This is a genomic window from Neorhizobium populisoli (assembly GCF_019430945.1).
Lineage (GTDB): Bacteria > Pseudomonadota > Alphaproteobacteria > Rhizobiales > Rhizobiaceae > Neorhizobium > Neorhizobium populisoli.
The window spans coordinates 36,068-61,715 of sequence record NZ_JAHYCB010000016.1 but is presented as its reverse complement, the minus strand read 5'-3'; the positions used below and the strand labels follow the sequence as shown (position 1 = coordinate 61,715).

Genomic DNA, 25,648 nt, shown 5'->3' with positions numbered 1-25,648 from the left:
CTGATCTGAGCGCCTGCGATTGAGGCGATCGACAAAAATTCTGTCATTACCTTCGCTCATGCGGTAGCCTTGGAAAGCGCGAGCTGTGTTGCAGAAAGGGGAACGCGAGGTGGAAATCGACGATCTCAGGGCTTTCGTGGAAGTCGCCGACGCAGGAGGCGTCACGCCCGCTGCGCAACGGCTTGGCGTGTCCAAATCGATGGTCAGCCGGCGCATCACTCGTCTGGAGGCGGAGCTTGGCGTACAACTAATCGCGCGCACGACGCGCGGCATTGCACTGACGGAGGAAGGCGCGACGTTTCGCGATCATGCGGCGAGGATCTCGTTGGAGATCGATGCAGCCCGCGAGACGATCCTGCCTGCGGGGGAGCTGCGCGGTCGGATCAGGGTCGCCGCACCCCTGTCGTTCGGCCCGACCCACTTCGCCCCCGTCCTCTCTCAAATGGCGCGCCGACACCCGCAGCTCCAGGTCACCTCGTGCTATACCGACCGCTTTGTGGATCTCATCACGGAGGGTTTCGACTGCGCCATCCGGATCGGCTACCTGCCAGATTCCAATCTCGTGGCCAGGCGCGTTGGACCGCTTTACGCGAGGTTCGTTGCCAGCCCCGACTACGTGGCCGCGAATGGATCCCCCGAAACGCCGGACGAGCTTTCGAAACACGAGGCGCTGATGCAGGGGACGGAGAGTTGGCAGGTCACCGACGGCCACCAGGTGCTCAACATTCGACCACGAGGCCGCTTTAAGGCCGACAACGGAGTGGCATTGCTAGCTGCCGCGTTGGAAGGTCTTGGTATCGCCAGACTTCCCAACGGTCTTACGGACCAGCACGTCGCGTCCGGGGCGCTTGTCGAGGTGATGGCAAAACATCCGCCGCCGACCGCGGGCATTTTCGTCGTTAGGCCTCCTGGACAGCATCCTGCCAAGAAGGTTCGCGTGCTGACGGAGATGTTGATCGAATGCTTTGACTCAGGCTCCTAGCACCACTTTGGCAGAATAGGTTCTGCGGTTCGAATTTGCCCTTTGCAGTGGGGACATCGGAATGTCGATATCGGTCTGGCGAGTGCGCTGATGACGGCTCGACGGATAGCAGGCAAGGTGGGCTCAGGCGGCCCTTTGGGCACAACGCCCACAAGACGGACCTAAGTCCTAGCCCACCACTCGGCCAGGAAGAAGGGCCGACCTGGGGGACAGGCCGGCCCTGTGTGCCGGCAGCTTCGGTATGCCGGCGAGCCGGAATTGCATGAGAACGACTCTGGAAGAACGAGCTCTACCCAACACGTCTGTCGGGTAGCAGGGAGAAATCGCCGGAAGCTTACTGCGTCTTGTCAGCCGTGTAGCGCGGCTGGTACGAGGATGCGTTGGCCCAACAAGACCATTGTGAAAAAACCGTTCACTTCGCTCCGATTGGGATCTTGGAGGGACAAATTGACCAGATATCGCGGGCTGACCCGCTGGCTTGCCGAGACGAAGCCAACGGAGGTGATCCTTACCTTTGAGGAGATCGAGCAAGAGATTGGGTTTTTACTTCCAAAGAGCGCGCAGCTTCCGCAGTTTTGGGAAAACCCTTCCAATCGAATGCACATCTCAGGCGTGAAGCGAGCGGTGCGTGAAGCTGGGTTCCAGAGCTTCTTATTAGAGGGGCAGGGTAAGGTCCGGTTCATTCGATATTGATGACCGGTTGGCTGCCGGTGACGTCCAGCGGTTTGGCGAACGCCGAAAGCGTACGTCGTCTTTTGGCGATGTTACACCCCGCGCCCGATCACCGCCGATTTTGGGAACGGAGATCGAGGAGAATTGCCAGGAGTGTATTTGCTACAACAACCGAGATTGCTTCGTCGCGAGGGCGTATGCGACGACGGCTAACTTTAGTCGTTCTTGAGCTTTTTACGCATCGGCATGCTGTCGATCAGATCGAAAATCTCAATGTTTCGGACGACGCGATCGCTGCGGAGCTTTACGCCGCCGTCCTTTCCAATCAGGACGACTTGGAAGGTGTCGCCGATGATTTCCGCTTCCTTTCGGAGCACGCCGGCGTCAGGGCTCGGAAAATTTCCGTAGACAGAACGAGCTTCGTCACCCGCTATCCGTATGATGACCATGTCACGCTCAGCCAAGTCGGATGTCTGGCGTTCGAGGAGTTCAATCTGATGATCTACTCGAGCATCGGTCGGCAGTCCGAATATCAGGACGACACGATTTTTCCATTCGAGATCGGCTATGCTGTCCATTGCGAAGACCTGTATTGACGCAAAGGTGGAGGCGACCGCGATGACCATGCGCAACATGTCTTGACCTCCTTAGGAGAGTACGTAACGCCGCCGAGGGGATTATGTTGCAGCTATCGCGGTCTTCCTAAGCCAAAGCGGCGAAAGCAAGTGCGGCGAGAACGATGGCTGTGAGTAGCACGACATCGATAGTCATCGGGACGTCGGGCAAAGGAAAGGCCCGCCGAGGGGCAAGGCGGACCTTTATCTGATTGACTTGAGGGTATCGGAGGGGTTCTCGGCAATACCCGCGACGTCAAGTAGCTTTCGCCATGAACACCCATGACTTCGGGCTTCGCGTAAGAAATCCAACTGAAAGTGCGTGATCGTACAGAGAGATGTGCTGGTCCGGAGCTGCGTGTTATCGTGCCTTCAGCCAAACGAATGATCAGAAACGATGTCAGGTGCGGACATCGGAAGTAACGCCTCTGGAAAATTAGGGGTGCGGCCGATGAACTGGGCCCGGTCGCCGCCGTTCTTAATCATCGAGCGAGATTTCCTCGAGTGCTTCCGAGGCCAAATCGCCCTGTTCCTGGAGTGCAATGTCGCCGAGAGAGATGATGCCGGCGAGGTTCCCTTCGTTGTCGAAAACTACCAGACGGCGCATCTGAAGTTCGGCCATACGCCTGGCGGCTTCGGCGAGGTCGTCCTCCTCAAGGCAGCTCTCAACGCCAGCGGTCATCACTTCTGCGACCGGGGTAGAAGAGGCCTTGCCCTCGGCGACGACGCGGATGACGATATCCCGGTCGGTGATGATGCCGACCACGCCGTCTGCATCGATCACTGGGATTGCTCCGCTGTCGATCTCGGACATTCTCCGGGCGACGTCTTCTACCGTATCCGACGATTTCGCCGAGACGACCTGGGCGGTCATGGAATTTTTCACCCGCATTTTCATTCTCCTGATATCGACATGAAGCACCGCCGTAACGGCTCAGGGCAAGAAGCGTTCCGAATGACGAACCCCGCCCGAGCAGCGCAGTCGACAGGCTGGGCTCGACAGTTCAAGGTCCGTCACCTGCAATCTCGGTCGACTGTGTTCCCTGCGTACGCAAGCAAAAGCGCGTCGTGGAGCCAATCCCAAAGACAACAAGGTGTTGTGACGTCGAGCGCCCCTCTGTCCCCGAGGAGTGTCTACACCACCTTTGCAACTCAAGCGGGGAAACCGAAAACATCTTGTGATCTTGTCACGATGACATTCAAAATCGATGTCTCGTGCCTTGAATGGATTTGTGCGCTTCGAATACGAAGGAGGGCTCATGTTTGGAAATCTTCGAGGCCGGGAGTTTGGCGGCGCTGTTGGAAGTCATCGCGATTGACCTTGTTCTCGCGTGAGACAATGCGGTTGTTATCGGCCTTGCGGCTGGGCTCGATGCCTAGCAAAGAAAGAGGGCTATCGTGGTCGGCATTCTAGGGGCGACAGTCTTGCGTATCATGTTCGCGAGTGCCGCTGTTTACCTCCTTGCAATCGTCGGGCTCTTGTTTGCTGGCGGCTTGTTGCTCCTTTGGGTTTGTTGGAATATGTGGCAAGAGCTAAGCAGTGGCCACGCGCATGAAGAGGCGGTCTAAACGGAAGGCGTGCAGCGTAAGACACTTATTCAGGCGGTCATGCAACTAATCGTCGCCGACGTCTCGATGTCACTGGACAACGTCCTTGCGGTAGCGGGCGCTGCGAGAGCACCCGGGAGTGCTGGTTGTCGGCTTACTGCTTAGCGGAGCGCTTGAGCTATGGCCTTGGGTGTCGAACGATCGCAACCCTAATCTGTGCCACTATCCGGAGGGTCGGAAGCTAAAGAGGGCGTATGGGTGACCGAAGGCCTCCCCACCCTCGGTCACCTGGCGGACGCCGTAGCGTCAGCCGAGCGCCAGCGTTCGAGGCTTGCGCTGATTTCCATTAGTCCATGATCAACTAACAATACATGAAGTCAGACGTGTTGGCCGCCGTTGACGTTGATTTCCGCGCCGTTGATATACGAGGCCTCCTGCGAACAGAGGAAAAGGATGACCCGCGCGATCTCGGCCGGGTCTCCCATCCTGTTCATCGGTATCTGCTCGGCCACGATCTTTTCGGTCCCACGCGACAGGATGGAAGTGTCGATTTCACCTGGCGCGATCGCATTGACCCGGATCCCGTGTGGTCCGAACTCAAATGCCTGCTCGCGGGTGAGCGCAGCCATTGCCGCTTTCGAACACGCGTAAGCAGGGCCAGCGAAGGGATGGACTCGCGAGCCCGCGATCGAGGTGACGTTGACGATCGCGCCGCCTGTCGCCTTGAGCTCGTTGAAAAGCCGCTGTGACAAGGTCGCGGCCGAGAAGAGGTTCACGTTGAAGACCTTTAGCCAGTCATCGTAGGAGGTCGACATTACTCCCATGCGCGCACCTCCTTCGCTTTTTGGCGAAATAGCGGCGTTGTTGACGATCGCGTAGAGCCCGGTACCGTTCAGCCGCTCGCGAACTTCCGCCGCTAGACGATCATAAGAGGTCGGCTCAGCTAGATCGGCTTGTATGTGATTATCGCGGCCTCCCGGCCAGGGGCAGTCCTCGCTGAAAGCGGCGCGTGATACCGTGAGCACCCGCCAGCCGTTCTGGAACATTAGCTTCACTGTCGCGTGTCCGATGCCCCGGCTCGCGCCCGTCAGAAGTACCGTGCGCTGGGGTGCGCTCGGGCCGTTTCCCTGTAGCATGGCTATCCTCGCAACGGATTCTAAAATGCGTTCACAAGCCAGATCGAAATCAGCCCTGCCAACATGATCGCCCCAGCGACCAGATAATCCGAAAACGTCGAGCTTCGGAACCGCTTCCAGCCAGTGGCCAGCATCATTCGGCTCCGCATGGGGAAGAGGCCCGGAATCCGAGTTCGCGGCATTTCGCTTCGCCTGCCAAGATAGCTGAGGCTTTCGTCTTAAAGGGTCCGATGAGGTAGTGGAGAGCGCCCCTGAAATCTATTAATACTGCTTTCGTCACGCTGTCGTAGTACACTGCCATCCCGCCTTCACAGCCCGTCATTCTGAAGCCCCGTATATCGCCCGGCACGAGAACGCCAATGTGTGCTGAAGGTTCCACACCGTTCAGGGCAAGCGACGCCATCGCGTTCTTACGCGTCACCGACCGTAACCCGCACCTTGCCAGTGCCTGCGCAAGCTTCGCAGGTGTGCCCATTGTCGGTGCCGGCCCCATCGCATTCGGAGAAGACCGCTTCACCTGTCTGTGGCAAACCAGGCTTCATCTCGTCTCCAGGAGGTCATAGCCCTCAGAACGAACCGGTGTGTCCTGGTCGGACTGCTCGGCGCCCTCATGGGCGGGAGCCAAGGCTCGCCGCGTCGCGTCCAGAGGTCGTAAGCCGGCACGAGGTCCGTAAATGCTCTGTCCTCCAAATACCGTAGAGCTTCTGATAGCGATGAGTGTCGAGGACACGGCCATCTCGTTGGGTGGAGTCGCAGGCATAGCAATCCACGGAGCAGGCTCTTGGCTATCTAAATGAGGTCGACGTAGCGCTCGTCGACGTGAACTTAGCCGACGGAGCAACCGGACCCGAGATCCCACGGCTGCTGGCGACCCGTGGATCATCCGTGGTGTTCATGACAGCCAATCCGGAGGTCGTCGCAAAGGGGTCGAAGGCGCTCTAGGCGTCCTTGTTAAGCCCGTTGATGATATAGAGGCTACGAGGGCGCTGAGGTGTCCGACAGACGACGTGCAGGAACTGCTCTTGTCCCCGCGCTGAGATTCTTCGCACGTTCACCTCCACGATACTAGGATGGCTTTGTGCAATGCGAAAATGCATAGGTGCAATGCAACAAATCACGTTGCGTCAAGTTAGCCATGAGTCTATCTACTTCCCATCGAAGCGATGCACCTCCTCCCGCACCGTTTCGGAATTCAGGCGTCCCATCCTCCTCCCAGGAACGCCTGTCGACAGCGACACTCCTCCTCCCAGTCGCTGTCATTTAGTTCAAGAAAGCCTGTCGCACCTCCTCCCGCGACAGGCTTTTTTGCTTTCTGCCCTGCTTGTCGGCTCCCGAATCTCCCAAAGTAGAAGTGTTAGGAGCGGCTGGAATCCTTTGGTGCAAGGTTCTCTGAAAAGAACCCGGCGAGGCTTGCGACCGCCGAACCGACGTGTTTCGGCTTGTAGTGCATGGCGTGATGACCTGCACCTTGGACTTCAAAGAAGTGCTTCGGTTCGACGGAGAAAGGTCGAATTGGCGCCTCTCGCCTCGTATTGCCCGGCAGGCCCTCGGCGCCCGCCGACGATCACCTGCAGCGGCGGGGTCATCAGGTCGGGCGCTAAGCCGAACGGCGACGCCTCGAGTAATTACGCTGTGGTAGGCGGAGCCGAACGAGATAGGCAGCGCGGAAGCTCTTGCGATGTCCAGGCCCTCGGGAACCAGCCACGTTCGCGAAGCAGCGACAGCCCAACGATCTGCGTGCAATCTCTGCATGCTGAAAGCAGCGACCTTGTCGCCGACGAACCGCGTGGTCACGTGTACGCCCACGACCGTGCGGGCCGCTGCATAACCGACCACCCACCGAGGGGGCTGTGACGTCGATCTACGATTGATCAGATCTCCGCCTTCGATGGAGATCGCTTCCACCCTTATGAGGACTTCGTCCGGCCCGCAGACCGGATCGGGCACGTCGACGTATTTGAGCACCGACGGTGGTCCCGGATTGTCGTAGACTGGGCCTTCGTCTTCACTCCACTCTCCGCGGAAAGTCTTGCAAACATGTAGGGGGCGGACGGTCCTCAGAAATGGCTCCCGGCCGGGACGCCATGTTGCGAGACTTGCAGGAGGTGGGATGCAAGGCGGTCGCTGTTCCCCACCGTGCAACAAGCTGTCGCATTCACCGCCACTTCAACCGCTGCGCCAGGGCCACGAAATAGGTCGGACACCCTGTCGGGCGCAGCCCCAGTGCAGGCGGCACTCCCGGCTTCACGATTGACGACAAAGAAAGGAACCGACGCATATGATCGATTTGATTGGAAAGCGCGCTTTGGTCACGGGCGGCTCGCGCGGCATCGGCGCGGCGATTGTCAAAGCACTTGCGGAGAATGGTGCCGATGTGGCGTTCACCTATCAAAGTTCCAGGGAGAAGGCTGCGGCGGTTGCCCGGTCCGCCGAAAGCCGCGGTCGCCGAGCCACCGCCATCCAGGCCGACAGCGCCGACCCGCAGGCGATCGCGCGGGCTGTCGAAGATGCCGTGGCCGCGCTCGGCGGGCTGGACATCCTCGTCAACAGCGCAGCAATCGGTCATTCAGGGAACATCGTCGATCTGAACCTGGACGAATATCAAAACCTCATGGACGTCAACGTGCGAGCGCCGGTGCTGTTTGCAAAGGCTGTCATACCGCACCTGCGAGATGGCGGCCGCATCATCACGATCGGTTCCGCGCTCGGTGAGCGGGTGCCCTTCCCGGGTATAACTCCTTACGCCATGTCGAAGGCGGCACTGACATCCTTCACGCGCGGCCTCTCCCGCGAACTGGGACCGAGCGGCATCACCGTGAATCTCGTCCAGCCTGGAGCGACAGACACGGATTCTAACCCGGCAGACGGCGCGGCTGCAGACTTCCAGCGAAGCCTGACGTCGCTGGGACGCTACGGCGAGCCGAAAGAGATCGCGAATGCCGTGGTTTTCCTCGCAAGCTCCGCCGCAAGCGTTATCACAGGCGCGACCCTCACCGCGGACGGCGGTGCGATCGCTTAAGCCACATCCCGCTCAAGCATGGCCTTTGACGAAGAAGGACCGTGCCCCATCGTGAGGTTGGTGAGAGAGGCAAACAAGCAAGGTCGGCGGCCGATCGGTGACGCTTGAGACGGCCGACGCGGTAAACCCTGCCAGCCCACCCGGACCGTCGGTCGTCACGATATGCACGGCAGCCGCCAGCCACGACATGCCGTCCCGGAAGGAAAGCCGCGTTGCCTCGACCTCGTCATGGATAGGATCGATGCTCATTCGACGCGCAACCCCGCCTTTTTTAGAAGCGGCATGACGCGATCGCAGAAGAACGGCAATTCGTAAGTGTAATTGACGAAGGACATGGCGATACCGGAATACCCCTGTTCGGCGATCGCCACCATATCCTCGACGATCTTTTCCGGCGTGCCGATCAGCGGATAACCGCCGGCACCACCGGCAAACCGCTTGCGGTAACGATCATAGCTCTCCTTGTCATGCGACTGGGAGAATTCCTTCTTACCGGCCATATGCTGGTCGACGGCCTCGTGATCGGCGAGCGTCACGGCATAACGCTCGTAATAATCCTCCGCTTCCTGCTGGCTCTCGCGGCAGACCACATGGCAGACGGTATAGGCGCCGACATCGCGACCAAGCTTGTCCGCTCGGCCCTTGATGTCCTCGACATGTTTGCCGGCGTCGGCGATCTCGGTGAATGTGGTGAACAGATATTCGCAGTTCTTCGCCGCAAAATCCCGGCCCGGGCCGCCGAAGGCAGCGTTCATCGTCACCGGCCGCGGCGATTGCAGGCTGGCGGGACGGCTCACCACATCCTTGAGCTTGTAATAGGCACCGTCATAATCGAAAGGCGCATCCGAGGCATAGGCGCGTTCCATGATCTCCAGCCATTCTGCCGCCTGATCGTAACCCTTCTCGACCAGCGGCGTGCCGAACATGGCAAATTCCTTGGGATTCCAGCCGCAGACGATGTTGAGGCCGGCACGACCACCGCTGATATGATCGACGGTTGCCAGCGCCTTGGCCGCATAAAGCGGATGCACCAGCGGCACATGCACGGTCATGAAAAGCCCGATCCGCTCGGTGACCGAGGCCAAGCCCGCCGCCCAGGTGAATGTCTCGAACGACCATTCACGCACCCGGTTCTTGCCGCCGAACCCCTTCCATCGGGCGATCGGCAGGAAGAAGTCGAGCCCGCCGCGATCGGCAATCTGCACGGCGTTAAGATTGTCCTCCCAGCGCGCCTGCCAGCGCTCCGGCACATCGGTGATCGCCAGCCCGCCATCCGCATTGGCGGAAAAGACACCGAGTTTGAGTTTGCTGGGACCTTTCAGCGGATGCTGCTTCATGATCATGCTGTTCCTCTCCTAGTCGTCCGTTTGCGGGCGGGACGCAGGGTCTCTGCCTCCTCCAATTGTCGCCGGCGAACGGAGAGATAGGCCTCCTCTGCCGCAAACATGAAAAGCATCATGCGGTCCTGCACGATTAGCGGATCATGGGCCAGAAACGCCGCATGGATGCGTGAGAGCCCGTCAATATATTGTTCCGCAGTTGCCGCGTTGGCGAACGTGCCGAGCCGAACCGACTGAAAATAGTCGATGAACCGCGAAATCGTTGCTGCCATATGAGCGTTGTTTACCGCCTTCAGCCAGGCATTGCGAAAGTCGACATTGGCGGCCAGCAAGGCTGAAATGTTATTCGCGTCGAGCGCCTGCTCTATGCCCGCCATCGCCGAGGTAAGCTCCGCCTCGATCTCCGGCGTCATGTCGCGCGCCGCGCAGGCGGCGGCCCGTGGCTCAAGTTGCCGCCGCACCTCGAACAGGCCTGATATATCCTCCAGCGACAATTCCCGAACGGCAAAACCGCGTGTCGTGCCGACCAGATACCCTTCCGCCACAAGCCGTAGAAGCGCCTCACGAGCCGGCATTCGGGAAATCCCGTGACTGGCTGCGATTTCCGTATCGACAAGACGTCCTGACGGCGAAATCTCACTCCGCTGCAGCTTCATTCGCAGCTCGGTGTAGACCGCATCCACTAAATTGTCTGTCGGCTTCTTCATTGCAATCTCCCGCAAAAACCGTATACGGTTCTGAGCATAAATCAAGCCAAACTCGGCAATATCCGACGTTCCACCGAAAAAAACGTGGCGTTCAGTATGCGGTTAACCTGCTTGCGGTCTGAAGAATTTTAGGTTTAAACTATAATTCACCGTGGGGCCTACACACTATATGGCCGGCTACCCGAAGGATTTTATGAGCGCCTTCCGCCAGAAGTGTATTGGTTACGAGCGGCCAATCGATGCGTTTGCCGCCATTCCTCACTCTATCGGTTTTGAAGTGACGCAGGCATCCGGGCTGGATTTCATCTACTTCAATGCTGGGGACGCACAGATTGGCCACGAATTGAGGGGTCCCATTGGCGCCTTTGATATCGATAGCGTTCGTGAATTGGTGCGCTTGCCGGGCCATACAAGGGCATCGATTGCAGGCGTACTCGACGCGGGCATAGCAGACGTGCTTGTGCCGCGCGTATCGACCGCCGCACGAGCCAAGGCTGCGGTGATAGCGACACGGTATCGATCGGTCGGCGAGCATGGAGTTGGACCCGGCCCCACGGCCGGCTATAGCTATCGTTTTCGCGATGACCTCGAAAGCGCCAATGAAAGCCTAGTTTTAGCGATCAAGATCGAGACTGCCAGAGGCTTGGTCAGTGGCGACGAGATTGTCGCTGTCGAAGGTGTCGAAGTCATTTTCATGGGCCCCGGCGATCTTTCGGTTTCGCTCGATGTGATCGGGCCGAAAGGCGCCAAGACGCTGGATGCTGCGATTCTGAAGATTGCTGAGGCGGCCCGTGCCACCGGCGAGGCCGACGGCATTTTCCTCACCTCGCCCGAGGTTGTCGACAAATCGTCGAAATGGGCATCAGCGTCTATCTATTGGCGAGCGACACGATGTCTCTCGGCACAAGCCTGGCGGGCGGCACAGCGGCCGCACGCAACGAATAATGTATCGTCCTGGGAGTGAGATCGTGAAGGCTATCCAGTATAATGAACACGGCCCGGCCGAGGTCATGCAATATATCGATCTGCCGGATCCGGTCGCCGAACCAGGACAGATTCGCGTCGGGCTGGAGGCTGCCAGTGTCACGCCCTTCGACTGGAAGCTCCGTGCTGGTTATCTGAAAAGCCATTTCACCCTGCCCATGCCGAGCGTTCCCGGACGCGATGGCGGCGGGACCGTACTTTCGGTCGGGAACGGCGTGACGGAGTTCAAACCCGGCGATCGCGTCGCCGTCATGGCCCGTTTCTTCGCCCAAGGCGGCTATGCGGAAATGATCGCCGTCGATGCCGCGAGCGCCGTCAAAATTCCTGAAAACCTTTCGATTGTCGAGGCTGTTGCCTTGACCAATGCGAGCCTCAGTGCCTGGCTTTCCGTGCAGACCGCAGAGGTCAAATCAGGTGAAAAAGTACTCGTGCATTCCGGCGCCGGCGCCGTTGGCGGCCTGCTCATCCAGCTTTGCCATCATCTCGGCGCTAAGGTGACGACCACCTGCCGCTCGACCAACCGGGATTATGTCCTTGGCCTCGGTGCGGATCATGTCGTCGCTTATGACGAGGATGACTTTTCCGACACCGTGAAGGATCAGGACGTCGTCTTCGATCTCATGGGCGGCGTGGTCCACGACAAATCTTACAAGGTCCTGACCAAAGGCGGCCGCCTGGCCTGGCTTGTCGCTGACCCGATCAATGATCGCGGCGCGGAATTCGGTGTCACTGTCACCCGCGTCATGGTGACGGATGACCGGTCGGCATTGCAGGCGATGATGGATCTCGCCGGCGCCGGTGTGATCAAGCCTCAAGTCGCGCGGACCATACCGCTTTCGGATGCGGTCGAAGCCCATCGGCTCATGGAAAAGGGCGCCATCTCGCGGGGGCGCCTGGTTTTGACGATGTGATCTCGTACCCGAGTGTTGCGACGTCTTCAGGTCTCGCTCGGAAAGAGCCGGGCTCCCCGGCCGTTTGCAACGAAGTTGCGGAAGTCGTCGACGGCATGCTGGTTTGCCAACGAACAGAACGGGCCGCGGCTGACTTCGATACCGTTGAGCTTTTGTAGTCGAACATCCATCTCCGCACTCTTCAGCGCCACGGCAGCCGTATTGATGACCGGCGCGTGCAGCACCTTGAATCCGAATTCGCCTCCGACCAATAGACCCGGCAGGACGCCCGCCGGCACCACGACGTCGGCGCCATCCCGCACCAGTGGTTCGGCGCAGGCGGTGAAATCCGCAAGCATGCGTCGGCGCGCTTCATCGTCACCCGCAAATGCCGCACTGAAATCCGACGGCTCGCAGTTCATGCCCACGACATGCCGTACCCGGCTGCCGAGACCATAGAGATCGGCTTGCTCGTAATGCCACACCTGAAAAACATCATCCAGCGTGACGAGCGCCAGGCGACGACCAAGCCGGGCGGCATAGTGCATGCAGACCTCGCCTGTGCCGATGACCGGGATCGTCAGCGCGGATTTGAGTTCGTAGAGCCCGGGGTCCTGGAAATGGCCGATGACGACTGCGTCATAACCGCGGCTTGCGGCCTCCAGCCCGTTGTCAATCGCCACGGCGGCGCAGCGGAATTCGGCCAGTCTCCCAAAATGCCGGTCCGGCGGGCTGATGCCGAAAACGTCTACCGTCGTACCGGGCTCGGCAATACCGTTGAGATAATCCGAAAGCCGCTTCATATAGGCGGCGCTTGCCGTTGCGTCGATAAAGCTCTGCCAGAAGATGCGCATTGACCCCTCGTTTTGCTCTTGTCACTTGCGAGAATTCGCTCTCGTCAAAACACGGTTTTAAGGCTTTACTCCCGCTTCAAAAGCACGCCGGAGAATCGCATGAGCACGACCGAGAAACCGCTGAGCGCCCCATCGGTCGAGATGTCGGAAGCGGCATTGACCGAGTTCGAATGGTCTCTGTGGCGCATTTCCGCAGCCTTTCTGCGCTGGCAGTCGGAATGTTCGAGCGAGCTTGCAGGTTCGGGCCTGAGCGGCCTGGATACCGCCATCCTGCACACGATCCGCTATCGCAACAAGCCGAAAGGGCTTGGCGAAATCTCCCGTCTGCTCGGCCGCGACGATACTGCCAACATTCAATACGCGATCAAGAAATTGCAGACGATGCAGCTTATCGAGCGGGTCAAAGGCCGCTCCCGCAAGGACACGCTTTACACGCCGACCCGCAAGGGCACCAAGCTGACGCAGGACTACCGGGGGCTCAGACGCCAGCTGCTCGTCTCGCTGATCCAGAAGATGGATCAGGCTGAAAAAGGGCTTGGCGATGCAACGGAAATGCTGGAACTGCTGACGAGTTTCTACGACACTGCCGCCCGGCGCGTGGCGAGCGGTTCTCATCCCGTTGAGCGCTCCTGAACCAGAGCCAGCACCCGAAGCGGGCTGCCGGAACCGTTTTGGATTTTCAGTGGCGCGGCCAGGATCAACGCTCCGGTGGCTGGAAGCTGGTCGAGATTGGTGAGGCACTGAAGACCATACCGCCCTGCCCCATGCAGATAGTGATGGGCGGGATAGGGCGGCGAAAAATGGCCCGCCTGCCCGGCATCGGTGCCGATCGTTTCCGTGCCAAAGCCGATAATACCGCGCTCTTCGACCAAAAACCGCATGACCTCAGCATCCGGCCCCGGCGTATGCGCGCCATCCGACTGGAGATTGGCATAGGCCGCACCGGATTTTTTCGACCAGTTGGTGCGCAGCAAAACCCAGGATCGTGCCGGAATGCGACCGTATTCTTCCTCCCATGCCGTCACATTCGCGACTGTTAACAGGAAGTCCGCGTCTTTCGATGTTTGTTGGGTGCAGTCGATGACGCAGGCTGGCGCTACCATGTCCGCCGGCGGCAGCGTGTCAACGGAATTGAGCGGCAGGTTACGGCCCGTGTACCAATGGACCGGCGCATCGAAATGCGTGCCTGTATGTTCGCCGAAGGAAAGATTGTTCCAATACCAAGCTGGACCACCCGCATCGTATCGGGAAATCCTTTCCATACGGAACGGCGCCGACTGGCCGAGTTCCGGTGGCATGACGATAACCGGGAAGTCCGGCGACAGTGTGTGGGTGAGATCGACCACCTTTATGGAGCCTCCGGCCAGCGCCGCCGCGAGTGATCCGAGAATATCCCCGCTCATTGGCCGGCCTCCCGCTCGACGGCTTTCGGATTGTCGAACAACCGCGCCTCGATATCCCTGGCGACGTCACCGACATAAATGTCTTCAAGCCCGCGTCTCAGCCCGTCGACGACGGCATCCGCCAGCATTCTCGGCGCCACCTTGGGCGGCGGCACCGTCTGGAACCACTCGGTATCGAGCGGCCCGGTAAACGCGTTGATCACGCGAACGCCACCCTGCCGAAGCTCGCTGCGCAGCCATTGCGACAGCGACTGGCAAGCGGCATGCGCCGCGGAATGGACGCCGAATTGCGGCATGCTACTGAGACCGTGAACGGACAGGACGTTGACCCAGGCGACGGCTCCCGCTGCGCCATCGGCGCCACGCGACCGCATCACCGGCCCAAACGCCTGTGCCAACCGCATGAGGCCCATAACGGTGTGATCCATAGCTTCACGCGCCGAGTTGGCCGCGCCTGCCTCGAAAAGATGCGCCGGCCGGACGTGGTCGGCGGTATTGACAAGGATTTCGACCCTGGCGCCGATATCCATAGCCAGTTCCTGTACCGACCGTTCGCTAGTGAGATCCAGATCGACCAACTCCACGCCTTCGATCGCCTCAAGGGCCTGCCTTTCATCGAACGGTTTCCAGCCATCGGCCACACCGACGAAAATCCTCGCGGCGCCTGCTTTCCCGAGCGCCCGCGCCAGCGCGACCGCAACGAGGCTGCGACCATCGGTGATCAGGACGCGCCGATCTTTCGGATCGGCTGTGAGTTCGCGCCATTGCGGATCGTCTTCCATATTCGGCGTCTCCGAAATCGGGTGAGCAAAAAAGACGGCTTGGCCGGCACGATCCAGCTGAAGCGACAATCTGAGCGAACTGCCCGGCCCGCCGCATTCGCCATGCAGATGCACGACCGCGCTCGGCCCGCAATCAAGCCGGACCAAACCTGTCCGCCAAGGCATGTGTCCACGATAATAAGGATCGCCGCTCGCCTCGATCTGCGTTTCCGAAATAAGCGTGCCGCCGGTGGCCGCGTCCATGAAACGCAGGTTCGACGACAGGCAGTTCGGACAGGCCTCGCGCACCGGATAAGTATATCTTCCGCACTCACCGCAGCATTGCAACATGAAGCGGCCGACGCAGGCCGCAAGCGTCAGCCCATGCGCCTTGCGGCTGCGGGCGGACGGCGGCAGCAGCGGCTGGTTCGTGCGCGATAACGGGTTCTTTCGGTTCGGCTTGGCGAGTGGCTCGGTCATCAGGCCCTCGCCAGAATGGCGGCCGCGGAGGCAAGTCCGCGGTCGTAATTGATCATGCCGAAACCGGAGACCAGACCGAGTTGGGCTTCCTTCACCTGCGTCGCGCCGGCAGTCCCGAGCAATTGCCGTATTGCTTCCGTAATGCCGAGATGACCGCCGGCGGCCCCCGCCTGACCCGCAGAAAGTTGGCCCCCGGACGTATTGTGCGGCATCGAGCCATCGATTGTGAACGTATTGGCTCGGACGAAATCGGGCCCCTCGCCTTTTTTGCAAAACCCCAGATCCTCGAACTGCATCATCGAGATGACCGCGTAATCGTCATAGGTCTGGACAAAATCCATATCATCGGGCTTGGCGCCCGCCATGGCATAAAGTTCATCGCGGTCCAACACCCAGCCACCGCGCACCTGGATCGGATCATCCGGAAAAGCGTTGTGCCGCTCGATTGCCGACAAGAGCCGCACGAAAGGCAGGTCGAGCGCCTTTGCCGTCTCCTCGCGCAGGACCAGAAATGCCTCAGCACCGGCGCAGGGCATGACGCAATCGAACAGATGAAATGGCTCGGCGATCGGCTTCGACGAAAGATACTGATCGAGCGTCAGCGGCTTTTTCATCAGTGCATGCGGGTTCTTCAGCGCGTTGTCGCGTTGCGCAACGCAAAGCTTGCCGAAGTCCTCGCGGGTCGCGCCATAGGCATCCATGTAATGCCGGGCGATCAGCGCGAAACTCGCATTCGGGCCGCCTGCGCCATAGGGATAGGATGCGTCCTGCGCAAATCGGGAAAAATTGGCGAGCGTCTTGCGGAACGTATCGACCTGGTTCGTGTCGGCGGCCACGCAAGCGACGATATCCGCGTCTCCCGCCTGCACCGCCCGTGCGGCGCGTCGGATTGAGACAATGCCTGCTGCACCGCCCATCGGGACGTGATCCAGATGACGCGGCGAGAGGCCGAAATGCTGGGTCAGCGCGATCGCACTGTCCGGGCCCATGGTGAAACTCGAAACGGAAAAACCGTCGAAATCGCGGTGACTTATCCCCGTACCTTCAGCCAGGGCCCGAAGCGCCTTGCCGATCCACCAATGCGCAGTCTCGATGGAATAGCGCTCATAGGGCACCGTCACCGGTACCGCCAGCACAACGCCATTATAACCTTGCCGCGCTTTTGAAAGGTTCATCAGGCGACCGTCAGCTTGACGTCCACATTGCCACGCGTGGCGTTGGAATAGGGGCAACGCTCATGCGCACCCGAGACGATGTCTTCTGCAACGCTACGCTCGATCCCGGGCAGCGAAGCGACCAGTTCGACCGCCAGTGCATAACCAGCGGGTACCGGACCAATCCCCACCGTGGCCGTGACAGACGTATCGTCCGGCAACGCGACCTTACTGTTGCGAGCGACGAGCTTTACCGCGCCGAGAAAGCAGGCCGCGTAACCGGCAGCAAAGAGCTGCTCCGGATTTGTGCCCTCACCGCCCGGTCCACCAAGGACTTTGGGCACGGAGAGATTAACCGAGAAGCCGCCGTCGACGCTCCGCGCTTGACCGTCACGTCCTCCATGCGCGGTGACAGTGGTCTGGTAAAGGATCTTTTCCGGCGTCACACGAGCCCCCATATATGGATTTTAGCTTTGAATTCATTCGTATCAAGAGAGTTGCCATGTGGGAGTAGTATTATCTGGACTTGCGGATCGCGGCTTTCAGTTTGCGCAGGTCGATTGCCGTTCCATCTTCAACGGCCGTCGCCGCCATGGTCTTGATCTCACCGCGCTGCAGTTTCTGGGTCGAGCTGATCGGCAGCCTGTCGATGAAGACGACATAGCCGGGCAGCTTGTGATAGGCGATATCTGCAGCGGCAGACTCGATCATTAGTCTGGCCTTCTCGGCAGGCTCCGCCGGCTCGACAGCTTCGCTCTCCACTATGAAGGCAAACACTTCCTCGCCCCGCAAGTCGTCCGGAACCGGCGTTACGGCGGCTGCCTTCACGCCCGGGTTCTTGGCAAGCGCCGCCTCGACCTCGAGCACGGCGATATTTTCGCCGCTACGGCGCACGATGCTCTTCTTCCGATCGAAGAAATAGAGCAAGCCTTTCTCGTCAGCGTAAACGACATCGCCGGTGTGGAACCAGCCGCCCTCCCAGGCTTCTTCAGTCGCTTTTTCATCCTTCAGGTAGCCGCTGAAGAAGCCATCGCGGGGGTTGTCTCCCTTAGCGCGCACCAGAAGCTCACCGGGCCTGCCGAGCTCGGCATCTTTGCCCCCATCATCGACGATGCGAAAATCCATTCCGGCGCGCGGGCGGCCGATGCAGCGCAGGCCCGGCGTATAATCGTCCGCAGCTGTCGTCGTGACCCCCCGCCCGCCAGTTTCCGTCATCGCCCATGCTTCGACGATCGGAATGCGGTAACGTTCCTCGAACTCGATCTTGTGGCGCGCATTGACGCCTGGCCCGAGCGCGAATTTCACCTTATGTGCCTGCTCCGCCGCAACTGCGGGAAGCTGGAGCAGGACCGCCGGGATGACGCCAAGACAATGGATGATCGTCGCCTGGGAATCGGCGATCGAATCCCACCAGGAACTGGCGTGAAAGCGATCGAGCGGCACGATCGCGCCACCCTTCATGATCATCCCGACCGCCGTGCAGCCAAGCGCGTTCATGTGGAACATTGGCAGCGGCGTCAGTGCCACTTCCCTGCCCTCACCCATCTCCGCAATGCCGCCTTGCGTCGTGTACCATTCGGCGATGGTGATGAAGTAGATATTGGAAAGGATGCAGCCTTTCGGCTTTCCGGTACTGCCGGAGGTGAAGAGAAGCGCGCATTCCGCCTCCGGCCCGCCCGGCCGCGCCTCACACTTTTGCGCAGACGCGGGAAGCTCGTCCCCGACGGCAATCACGGTAACTACGTTTGGCTTGATGTCGCGCAGCTCACCGAGTCGTTCCGCGATGACGATCATCAGCGAGGCTTCTGCCATGTCGAGCTGGAAGAGCATTTCGTCGCGACGCAGATCCGGATTGATGGGCACGATCGAAGCGCCGATCGCATTCAAGGCCAGCCAAAAATCGAAGAACTCCGGCCGGTTTTCGAGAAGCAGCGCGATCCTCGACCCGATTCCATAGCCAGCGTCGGCGAACGTCTGCTTTAAAATGCTAACGCGAGCGAAAATCTCGCCATAGGAAAAGCGAAATCCATCCGGCGCATAGGGCAGCTTCGCGCTCCTTGGCGCGGTCAGCATCAGCGCCTCGGGAGCTTTCAGCGCCTGATGTTCGAAGAGCAAATAGGGAGAATGCATTTCGTCGTCCTCAAGCTTGCTCCGGCGCGCTTTTCGAGGCGCAACCTTCTCGTACAACGGCCTCGCTTCCAAAAGACGATTTAAGCATAAAATGATATGTAAGAAGGTCAATATATTTTCAGCGTCAACGCTGAAAAACCTCTAACAACAGGCCGAAGACTGCATCGCACTCAACCTTTTCCCTTGTGAAAAATGGCAATTTGCAGGGCTTGTGCACGCATTGGTGGCCAAACCTTTCAATTTGACGCGATAGGAAATTTTAGGCTTGAAGTAACCTATACCTCGTTCTACCATCCTCTCAATTGTTAAGGGGACCGCCGCGCAGAACGGCCGAACACCAATGACAGAATCCCCTGACAGGATTGCAGGCTCGCGTTTTTCAAGAACCGCCGCAGGTCCGTCGGCCGCAGACGCCGAGGGTAGAACCAGAGGGACGTCAATGACTTTTGAAATCGACCGCAGAAATCTCTTGCAGATGCTTGGGCTTGCCGCCGTCAGCGGCACCGTGCTGTCGCAGGCCAGTTTCGCCTTCGCGCAAGGCAGCGATAACGTCACGATCGGCTGGCCATCAGACGTGCCGTCCTGGGATCCGAACCTGCGTTTCGTTCCGGACGCACAGCCGCTGTTCAAGATGGTCTTCGACCAGCCGCTTGACCAGTCGCCGGACCTGAAGCTGATCGGCAACCTGATCACCAAATGGGAACTGAAGCCGGATGGTCTTTCGATGCCCTTCGAGATCCGCAGCGATGTGAAGTTCCACAACGGCGATCTGATGACGATGGAGGATTTCAAATACACCTTCATCGACCGTATCAAATCCGGCCTGAAGCTCGACATCGCCAATTCCTGGCGCACCTTGACCGAGATCGAGATCCTTTCCCCGATCTCCGGCGTGATGAAATTCTCCGCCCCGACGCCGACCGCGCCACAGTGGCTCGCCTTCCTCGGCAGCTATCTCGTGCCGAAGAAGTATATCGAATCCGTCGGCGCGGAAGAATTCGCCAAAAAGCCGATCGGTACCGGCCCTTACAAGCTCGTCGACTACCAGATGAATTCCCGCATCGTGCTGGAGCGAAACGAAGATTATTTCGGTGAGAAGCCGAAGATCAAGCGCGTTACCATCGACATCATCAAGGACCCGTCGGCCCGCACCGCAGCCATCCAGTCCGGTCAGGTGGATATCACGGTCAACCTTCCAGTCCGCGAAACCGAACGCCTCGGCAAGACGGAAGGACTGACATCCGAGATCAATCCGTTCACCCGCATTATCATCCTGCAGATGCGGAACGACAAAGGTTTTGCCGACAAGGCTATTCGCCTCGCCGCACACCACGCGATCGACAAGGTCGCCCTTTCCAAGGCGTTTTATGGCGGCGCGGCTGTTCCGCTTTCGGTTCCGGCCACGCCGGGCACACCGGGTTACGTTGCGGACTACAAGTTTCCCTACGACCCGGAGCTTGCCAAGAAGCTACTTGCGGATGCCGGTTATACGGCCGAAAAGCCGGCGTCCTTCACGCTCGCTGCCACCAATGGCCAGTTTCCGAGCGATTTCGATATCGCCCGCGCCCTCGTGCAGATGTGGCAAAAGGTCGGCCTGAAGGTGGAACTGCAGCAGATCGAATATTCCAAGTATTTCGAACTGAATCGTGGTGGCCAGCTGCCGGAAGCGACGCTCTACAGCTTCGACAACGCAACCGGCGACCCAGAAATTTTCTCGGGCTACCTCATGAACCCAAAAATGCCGTTCGGCGCCTGGAAGGGCATGGAAATCGGCGACAAGATCCTCAAGCTCTTCACCGAACCGGTCTATGAGAAGCGTATCCAGGGCTATAAGGACCTCGCCAAGGAGATCGTCGATAGCGGCGCCAACATTCCGCTGCTACAAAGCGTCCAGACTGTGGTTCGCAAGAAGAACCTTAATTACGTCAAGTACGGCAATGCCTGGGTTCTGGGCAAAACCATGTCCTGGTCCTGAGCACACGGCACCGATACAGGGGCTGGCAACCCGGCCCCTCTCCATACATCCTTCCTACGGGGCATGCGCATGTTTGCGACTATTGCCAAGCTGTTGGTAAAGCGCGTGCTGACCGCGATACCGATCCTGCTTGTTGTGTCCGCGCTTCTATTTTGCATCCTGCGCATCCTACCGGTCGATCCGGCGGCGATGTCGCTGCCGCCGAATGCGACGGTGCAGGAGATCGAGGCCATGCGTTCGGAAATGGGACTCGACCGACCTCTCTACGAACAATATGGCATCTGGCTGAACCAGCTCCTGCACGGCAATATCGGCCGCTCCATCCATTTTCGCCAGGATGTGACTGCGCTGATCGGCAACACCCTGCCGGCGACGATCGAGCTTGCGGTCATTGCCATGATGGTCGCGACCGTCTTCGGCATTGCCGGCGGTCTTTTCCTTTTTTATGTACGGGGCACCCGTATGGAAGCAGTGATGGATTTCTTCTCCATTTTGCTTCTCTCCCTCCCGGAGTTTCTCTGGAGCCTCTTCCTGCTGCTCGTCTTCGGCGTGTTCTTTGAGGTTTTGCCGTTCACGGGACGTTTGAGCCCCGGATTCGAACGGCCAGTCGTCACCGGCTTCCTGCTGCTCGACAGCCTGATCACCGGCAATATCTCCAGCCTCATCAACGCTTTGCAGCACATGATCCTGCCCTGTCTGGCGCTGGGTATCGCGCTGTCGCCGTCGCTGATGCGCGTGCTCCGCTCCAGCCTGCTTGATGCTTATCAGGATGATTATATTCATCAGGCGCGCCTGCGCGGCCTTTCCGAAAAGCGCATCCTTGTCCGTCACGGCTTAAAAAACGCCATCCTGCCGACGCTCAGTCTGATGGGCGTGCAATTCGGCTTTCTCTTCGGCGGCACGCTGCTGGTGGAGATCATCTATTCCTATCCCGGCATGGGCAACCTGATGGTCGATGCCATTCGCAACGCCGACCTACCGATCATCCAGGGCGCGGGCTTGACCTATTGCATTGCCGTGCTGGTGATCAGCATCGTGGTGGACAGCCTTTACCTGATCCTCAATCCGAAACTGAGGGTGCGCTGACATGAGACCGCTTCCGCTTTGGCTGAAATCCGGCCGCGTCCAGACTGGCCTCGTCATTATCTTCATTCTCGGCATCTGCGCAATTTTTGCGCCCTATCTGGCACCGAACGATCCGAACGAGCAAAACCTGCTTGCCATTCTTACGCCGCCTGCCTGGGCGGACGGCGGCGACCTCATGTTTCCGCTTGGCACCGACAGCCTCGGACGCTGCGTACTCTCGCGCCTGATCTTCGGCGCCCGTGTCGCCCTCACCGTCGCCTTCACGGCTTCGGTCGGCGCGATGATCATCGGTGCGACCCTGGCTCATATCGCCGGATATTTTGGCGGCTGGATCGACTGGTTGATCGGCCGCGTCGTGGAAATCTGGCTTTCCTTCCCCCCGGTCATTCTTTCGCTGATCCTGATGGTCGGCCTCGGCACGGGCCTCAGAAACGTGGTCGTGGCGATCATTCTGGTCGACTGGACGCGCTTCTGTCGCGTGTTGCGAAGCGAGGTGATCGTGTTGCGGCGTCGCGATTATGTCTCGGCCGCCCAACTTGTCGGCTTCTCGCACTGGCGCACTATTACCCGCGAAATCCTGCCAGGCACGCTGCCGCTGCTGATCACTCTGATGAGCCTGGAAATGGGCGTCGCTGTCATCGTGGAGGCGATCCTTTCCTTCGTCGGCATGAGCGTCGGCTCTGAGACGCCGGCTTGGGGCCAGATGATCGCCGATGCGCGCCAGAACATCTACGAGGCGCCGTTCAATCTGATCGCGCCGATCCTGGCGATCTTCTTTGCCGTTTTCGGCTTCAATATTCTCGGCGACGGCCTGCGCCGCACGCTGGATACCCGCCTCACGCAGACGGAGCGCACCTGATATGGCCAATCCTTCCCCCTCCGGCCCTATTCTTTCGGCGCAAAACCTTTGCGTCGAATCTCTCGGCGGCAAGGAACGTTTTCCCGTCCTGACCGATCTCAATTTCACGCTCGAGCCCGGCAAGATACTCGGTCTTGTCGGGGAGTCCGGCGCCGGCAAGTCCATGATCGGCCGCACGATTTCACAATTCCTGCCGCATGGTTTTGCGGTAACCAAGGGAACGCTGAAATTCGACGGCGAAGATCTGGTCGGCATGGGGGCGGATCGCCGCCGCGATCTGCTTGGCCGCGATATCGCCTTCATTCCGCAGGAGCCGCTGTCGGGCCTCAACCCGGTTCTGAGCGTCGGCCAGCAGATGAAAGAACATCTGTTGCGCATCGGCCTCCAACCTGGTGAAAGCTGGAAGCTGAGGGCGCTGAAGGAGTTCGAGGCCGTGCATCTGCCGCATGGCGCGGCACTGCTCGACAAATATCCGCACCAGCTTTCCGGCGGCATGTGTCAACGCATCCTGATTGCCATGGCCTTCGCGAGCCGCCCGCGTCTCTTGATCGCTGACGAGCCGACGACGGCGCTCGACGTCACCATCCAGGCGCGTATCATCAAGCTGATCGGCGAAATGCAGAGGCGGGACGGCACGGCTGTCATTTTCATCACTCATGACCTGCGCCTCGCCTCGCAGATCAGCGACGAGATCATGGTGCTTTACGCCGGCCGGCCGGCCGAACGCGGGCCGGCGAAGCAGCTTTTCTCGGATCCCGCCCATCCCTACACGCGCTGTCTGCAGCTCGCCAACCCGAATATCAGTGGCCCGCGCCGCGGCCTTTTCATTCTTCCCGAACGCATGCCCGGCCTGCGCGTCTTGAAGGAACTGAAAGGCTGCCGTTTCGCTTCCCGCTGTCCGAATGTGATGGAAGCCTGTACGCAGACCGAACCGCCGCTTGCCGATATCGGCCCGAACCACATCGCTGCCTGTATTCGGACCGAAAAGACGCCGGATATCGTGCCGCCGCCACTGGCGCCCGGCCGCGAGATCGCGTCGGCCAATATACATTTCAACGGCGAGAGGCTGACCAAGGCCTATACGACCGCCTGGAGCCCGTTCGCCTCCCGCAGCAGCTTCAAGGCCGTCAACAGCGTCGATTTTACGCTTGGCGAAGGAGAGTTCGTCGGCATCGTCGGCGAGAGCGGTAGTGGTAAGAGCTCGCTCGCCCGTCTGGTGGTTGGCCTTGACACGCCGACGGATGGCAAGATCACCCTTGCCGGGCGCGATGTTACCGCCAATCGCAATGCCGACAAGGCGTTCCGTCGCGATTATATCCAAATGGTGTTCCAGGATCCGCAATCTGCACTTAACCCGCGCCGCAGGATCGGCAGCATCGTCACGCAGGCAAACGAGGCGACCGGCCTGCTCAACAGCCATCGCGAGCGCATGGTTCGCGCCGCAGAACTACTCAAGGAGATCGGCTTGCCGCCGGATGCGGCGATGCGCTTTCCTTCACAGCTTTCCGGTGGGCAGAAGCAGCGCGTCAACATTGCCCGCGCGCTCTGCACCCTGCCGAAAATCCTGGTTGCCGACGAGATCGTCTCTGGTCTGGACGTCTCGGTTCAGGCACAGCTTCTTGACCTTCTCCTTAAGCTGCGCGACGAGCACGGCTTCTCGATGCTGTTCATCAGTCACGATCTGTCCGTGGTTCGCTATCTCTGTGACCGCGTTATGGTGATGTATCGCGGCGAGGTCGTCGAAAGCGGCCGCACCGAGGCCGTTTTTTCCAAACCGCAGCACGACTATACGAGAAGCCTGCTTGCGGCCGTGCCACCGGATGATGTCAATTCGGAATGGTCGCCGGTGTTGGCGGAAGCGGGATATCAGGTCGAGTGATGGCATTTGCAGGCAGGAAATACTACGGCGGCCGGGATGTGAAGCGGGCGGTGACGATTGCCGATCTGCAGGCCATGGCACGCGACCGCCTGCCCGCCTTCGTGCTGGAATATCTGGAAGGCGGAGCGGAGGACGAGCTGACGCTGCGCCGCAATCGCGACGTGTTTTCTGCGATCGGCTTCCGTCCCTCGACACTGACCGGTGTCGGTGTGCCTGACCTTTCGACGACCGTTCTCGGCCGAAAGATGCGCCTGCCTTTCATCATCGCGCCGACCGGCTTTAATGGCCTGTTGCAATATGAGGGTGACCGGCTTCTGGCGCAGGCGGCGGCCAAAGCCGGCGTGACCTTCACCCAGAGTACCGTCTCGAACATGCGGATCGAGCAGCTTGCCGGCATTCCCGATCTTGCGCACTGGATACAGCTTTACGTCTTCCGCTCGCAGACTTTCATGGAGGACCTGGTCGGCCGTGCCGAAAGAGCCGGCTGCCAGGCGCTGATGGTGACGACCGACGCCGCGACCTTCGGCAATCGCGAATGGGACCGCCGTAACTATCGCTCCGGCATGGACCCGACGCTGCGCCACAAACTGGACATGCTCTTCCATCCACGTTGGGCGATATCGGTCATGGCGCGCGGCATTCCGCCTTTCGGTAATCTTCTGGATTTCCTGCCTGCAGACCAGCAGACTTTTGCCCGCACCGCCATCTGGTCGCGAGAACAGGTCGAACCTGATCTCAGCTGGAACCACATCCGGCATATCCGAAAGATCTGGAAGCGGCCGCTGATCATCAAGGGCGTGATGTCGACGCGCGATGCGGAACTGGCGGCCGAAGCCGGCGCGGACGGGATTGTCATCAGCAATCACGGCGGCCGTCAGCTCGATGGCGCGCCGTCGCCAATCGACATTCTTCCGAAGATCGCCAATCGGCTGAAGGGCAGGATTGCCATACTCGCGGATAGCGGCTTCCGGCGCGGCACGGATATCGTCAAGGCCTTGGCACTTGGTGCCGATGCCATCATGCTCGGCCGGGCCGCACTTTATGGTCTCGCTGCAGGTGGTGAGGCGGGTGTGGCACGCGCGCTCACGATCCTCGAAGAAGAAACCCGCCGCACCATGGCGCTGATCGGTTGCCGCTCGATCGCGGAACTGGACCGCGACCGCTTGAGATTGTAA

The 25,648-nt window shown here is 59.7% G+C and carries 22 protein-coding genes and 2 pseudogenes; 12 read left to right on the top strand and 12 right to left on the bottom strand.

Going from position 1 to position 25,648, the window contains the following annotated elements:
- The first annotated feature begins 109 nt into the window (after positions 1-109).
- Both KX729_RS29290 and KX729_RS29285 read left to right on the top strand, forming a co-directional pair.
- Positions 110-982 (top strand): LysR family transcriptional regulator, encoded by an 873-nt coding sequence (locus KX729_RS29290; protein ID WP_219746003.1) that lies wholly within the window; start codon positions 110-112, stop codon positions 980-982.
- Between the two features lie 447 nt (positions 983-1,429).
- Positions 1,430-1,675 (top strand): DUF7662 domain-containing protein, encoded by a 246-nt coding sequence (locus tag KX729_RS29285; RefSeq protein ID WP_219746002.1) that lies wholly within the window; start codon positions 1,430-1,432, stop codon positions 1,673-1,675.
- A gap of 194 nt (positions 1,676-1,869) precedes the next feature.
- Here the strand turns inward: KX729_RS29285 and KX729_RS29280 are convergent, their stop codons facing one another.
- Together KX729_RS29280 and KX729_RS29275 are read right to left on the bottom strand one after the other, a co-directional pair.
- Positions 1,870-2,289 carry a DUF4174 domain-containing protein gene (locus tag KX729_RS29280; RefSeq protein WP_219746001.1) on the bottom strand — a complete coding sequence of 140 codons (420 nt, stop codon included), beginning with the start codon at positions 2,287-2,289 and terminating at the stop codon, positions 1,870-1,872.
- A 457-nt stretch (positions 2,290-2,746) separates the two neighbouring features.
- Positions 2,747-3,160: a CBS domain-containing protein gene (locus KX729_RS29275; protein WP_219746000.1), complete on the bottom strand. Its 414-nt coding sequence runs from the start codon at positions 3,158-3,160 to the stop codon at positions 2,747-2,749.
- 371 nt (positions 3,161-3,531) lie between these two features.
- Here KX729_RS29275 and KX729_RS29270 point away from each other — a divergent pair.
- A pseudogene (locus KX729_RS29270) lies at positions 3,532-3,991 on the top strand (YjbE family putative metal transport protein); the annotation flags it as partial.
- Positions 3,992-4,193: 202 nt separating this feature from the next.
- Here the strand turns inward: KX729_RS29270 and KX729_RS29265 are convergent.
- Positions 4,194-4,952, bottom strand: a complete 759-nt coding sequence (locus KX729_RS29265) for an SDR family NAD(P)-dependent oxidoreductase (RefSeq protein ID WP_219745999.1) — start codon at positions 4,950-4,952, stop codon at positions 4,194-4,196.
- 2,278 nt (positions 4,953-7,230) lie between these two features.
- On the opposite strand from KX729_RS29265, the gene KX729_RS29260 reads away from it, so the two are divergent.
- A complete protein-coding gene (locus KX729_RS29260) occupies positions 7,231-7,971 on the top strand; it encodes an SDR family NAD(P)-dependent oxidoreductase (protein WP_219745998.1) in 741 nt (246 codons plus the stop codon).
- Between the two features lie 63 nt (positions 7,972-8,034).
- On the opposite strand, the pseudogene KX729_RS29255 reads toward KX729_RS29260, so the two are convergent.
- From KX729_RS29255 to KX729_RS29245, 3 genes and pseudogenes are all read right to left on the bottom strand, one after another.
- A pseudogene (locus KX729_RS29255) lies at positions 8,035-8,220 on the bottom strand (flavin reductase); the annotation flags it as partial.
- On the bottom strand, positions 8,217-9,311 hold the full coding sequence (locus tag KX729_RS29250; protein ID WP_219746031.1) for an LLM class flavin-dependent oxidoreductase: 1,095 nt from the start codon (positions 9,309-9,311) through the stop codon (positions 8,217-8,219). The gene KX729_RS29250 and the pseudogene KX729_RS29255, both read right to left, overlap by 4 nt.
- On the bottom strand, positions 9,311-10,018 hold the full coding sequence (locus tag KX729_RS29245; protein WP_219745996.1) for a GntR family transcriptional regulator: 708 nt from the start codon (positions 10,016-10,018) through the stop codon (positions 9,311-9,313). Before KX729_RS29245 ends, KX729_RS29250 begins: the two co-directional genes overlap by 1 nt.
- A 169-nt stretch (positions 10,019-10,187) precedes the next feature.
- On the opposite strand from KX729_RS29245, the gene KX729_RS29240 reads away from it, so the two are divergent.
- Together KX729_RS29240 and KX729_RS29235 are read left to right on the top strand one after the other, a co-directional pair.
- A complete protein-coding gene (locus tag KX729_RS29240; protein ID WP_246617947.1) occupies positions 10,188-10,982 on the top strand; it encodes an aldolase/citrate lyase family protein in 795 nt (264 codons plus the stop codon).
- Between the two features lie 4 nt (positions 10,983-10,986).
- On the top strand, positions 10,987-11,913 hold the full coding sequence (locus tag KX729_RS29235; protein ID WP_219745995.1) for an NADP-dependent oxidoreductase: 927 nt from the start codon (positions 10,987-10,989) through the stop codon (positions 11,911-11,913).
- A gap of 26 nt (positions 11,914-11,939) precedes the next feature.
- On the opposite strand, the gene KX729_RS29230 is transcribed toward KX729_RS29235, so the two are convergent.
- Positions 11,940-12,746 (bottom strand): aspartate/glutamate racemase family protein, encoded by an 807-nt coding sequence (locus KX729_RS29230; RefSeq protein WP_219745994.1) that lies wholly within the window; start codon positions 12,744-12,746, stop codon positions 11,940-11,942.
- A 99-nt stretch (positions 12,747-12,845) separates the two neighbouring features.
- On the opposite strand from KX729_RS29230, the gene KX729_RS29225 reads away from it, so the two are divergent.
- Positions 12,846-13,379: a winged helix DNA-binding protein gene (locus KX729_RS29225; RefSeq protein ID WP_219745993.1), complete on the top strand. Its 534-nt coding sequence runs from the start codon at positions 12,846-12,848 to the stop codon at positions 13,377-13,379.
- Here KX729_RS29225 and KX729_RS29220 read toward each other — a convergent pair.
- From KX729_RS29220 to KX729_RS29200, 5 genes are read right to left on the bottom strand one after another with little or no spacing between them, the layout of a single operon-like run.
- Complete coding sequence (locus tag KX729_RS29220; RefSeq protein WP_219745992.1) at positions 13,358-14,149, bottom strand: cyclase family protein; 792 nt, start codon at positions 14,147-14,149, stop codon at positions 13,358-13,360. The two genes, KX729_RS29225 and KX729_RS29220, sit on opposite strands and share 22 nt — an antisense overlap.
- Positions 14,146-15,390 (bottom strand): SDR family NAD(P)-dependent oxidoreductase, encoded by a 1,245-nt coding sequence (locus KX729_RS29215; protein ID WP_219745991.1) that lies wholly within the window; start codon positions 15,388-15,390, stop codon positions 14,146-14,148. The genes KX729_RS29220 and KX729_RS29215 overlap by 4 nt, the downstream gene beginning before the upstream one ends.
- On the bottom strand, positions 15,390-16,565 hold the full coding sequence (locus KX729_RS29210) for a thiolase family protein (protein ID WP_219745990.1): 1,176 nt from the start codon (positions 16,563-16,565) through the stop codon (positions 15,390-15,392). The genes KX729_RS29215 and KX729_RS29210 overlap by 1 nt, the downstream gene beginning before the upstream one ends.
- On the bottom strand, positions 16,565-17,002 hold the full coding sequence (locus KX729_RS29205) for an organic hydroperoxide resistance protein (RefSeq protein WP_246617946.1): 438 nt from the start codon (positions 17,000-17,002) through the stop codon (positions 16,565-16,567). The genes KX729_RS29210 and KX729_RS29205 overlap by 1 nt, the downstream gene beginning before the upstream one ends.
- Before the next feature lie 58 nt (positions 17,003-17,060).
- Entirely contained in the window at positions 17,061-18,674 is a 1,614-nt protein-coding gene (locus KX729_RS29200; RefSeq protein ID WP_219745989.1) for an AMP-binding protein, read from the bottom strand.
- Positions 18,675-19,113: 439 nt separating this feature from the next.
- On the opposite strand from KX729_RS29200, the gene KX729_RS29195 reads away from it, so the two are divergent.
- The 5 genes from KX729_RS29195 (at position 19,114) to KX729_RS29175 (ending at position 25,648) form a co-directional block, all read left to right on the top strand.
- Positions 19,114-20,649, top strand: a complete 1,536-nt coding sequence (locus KX729_RS29195; protein WP_219745988.1) for an ABC transporter substrate-binding protein — start codon at positions 19,114-19,116, stop codon at positions 20,647-20,649.
- Positions 20,650-20,718: 69 nt separating this feature from the next.
- On the top strand, positions 20,719-21,735 hold the full coding sequence (locus KX729_RS29190) for an ABC transporter permease (protein WP_219745987.1): 1,017 nt from the start codon (positions 20,719-20,721) through the stop codon (positions 21,733-21,735).
- Between the two features lies 1 nt (position 21,736).
- Positions 21,737-22,594 carry an ABC transporter permease gene (locus KX729_RS29185; protein WP_219745986.1) on the top strand — a complete coding sequence of 286 codons (858 nt, stop codon included), beginning with the start codon at positions 21,737-21,739 and terminating at the stop codon, positions 22,592-22,594.
- Between the two features lies 1 nt (position 22,595).
- Positions 22,596-24,473 carry a dipeptide ABC transporter ATP-binding protein gene (locus tag KX729_RS29180; RefSeq protein WP_219745985.1) on the top strand — a complete coding sequence of 626 codons (1,878 nt, stop codon included), beginning with the start codon at positions 22,596-22,598 and terminating at the stop codon, positions 24,471-24,473.
- Positions 24,473-25,648, top strand: a complete 1,176-nt coding sequence (locus KX729_RS29175; RefSeq protein ID WP_219745984.1) for an alpha-hydroxy acid oxidase — start codon at positions 24,473-24,475, stop codon at positions 25,646-25,648. The genes KX729_RS29180 and KX729_RS29175 overlap by 1 nt, the downstream gene beginning before the upstream one ends.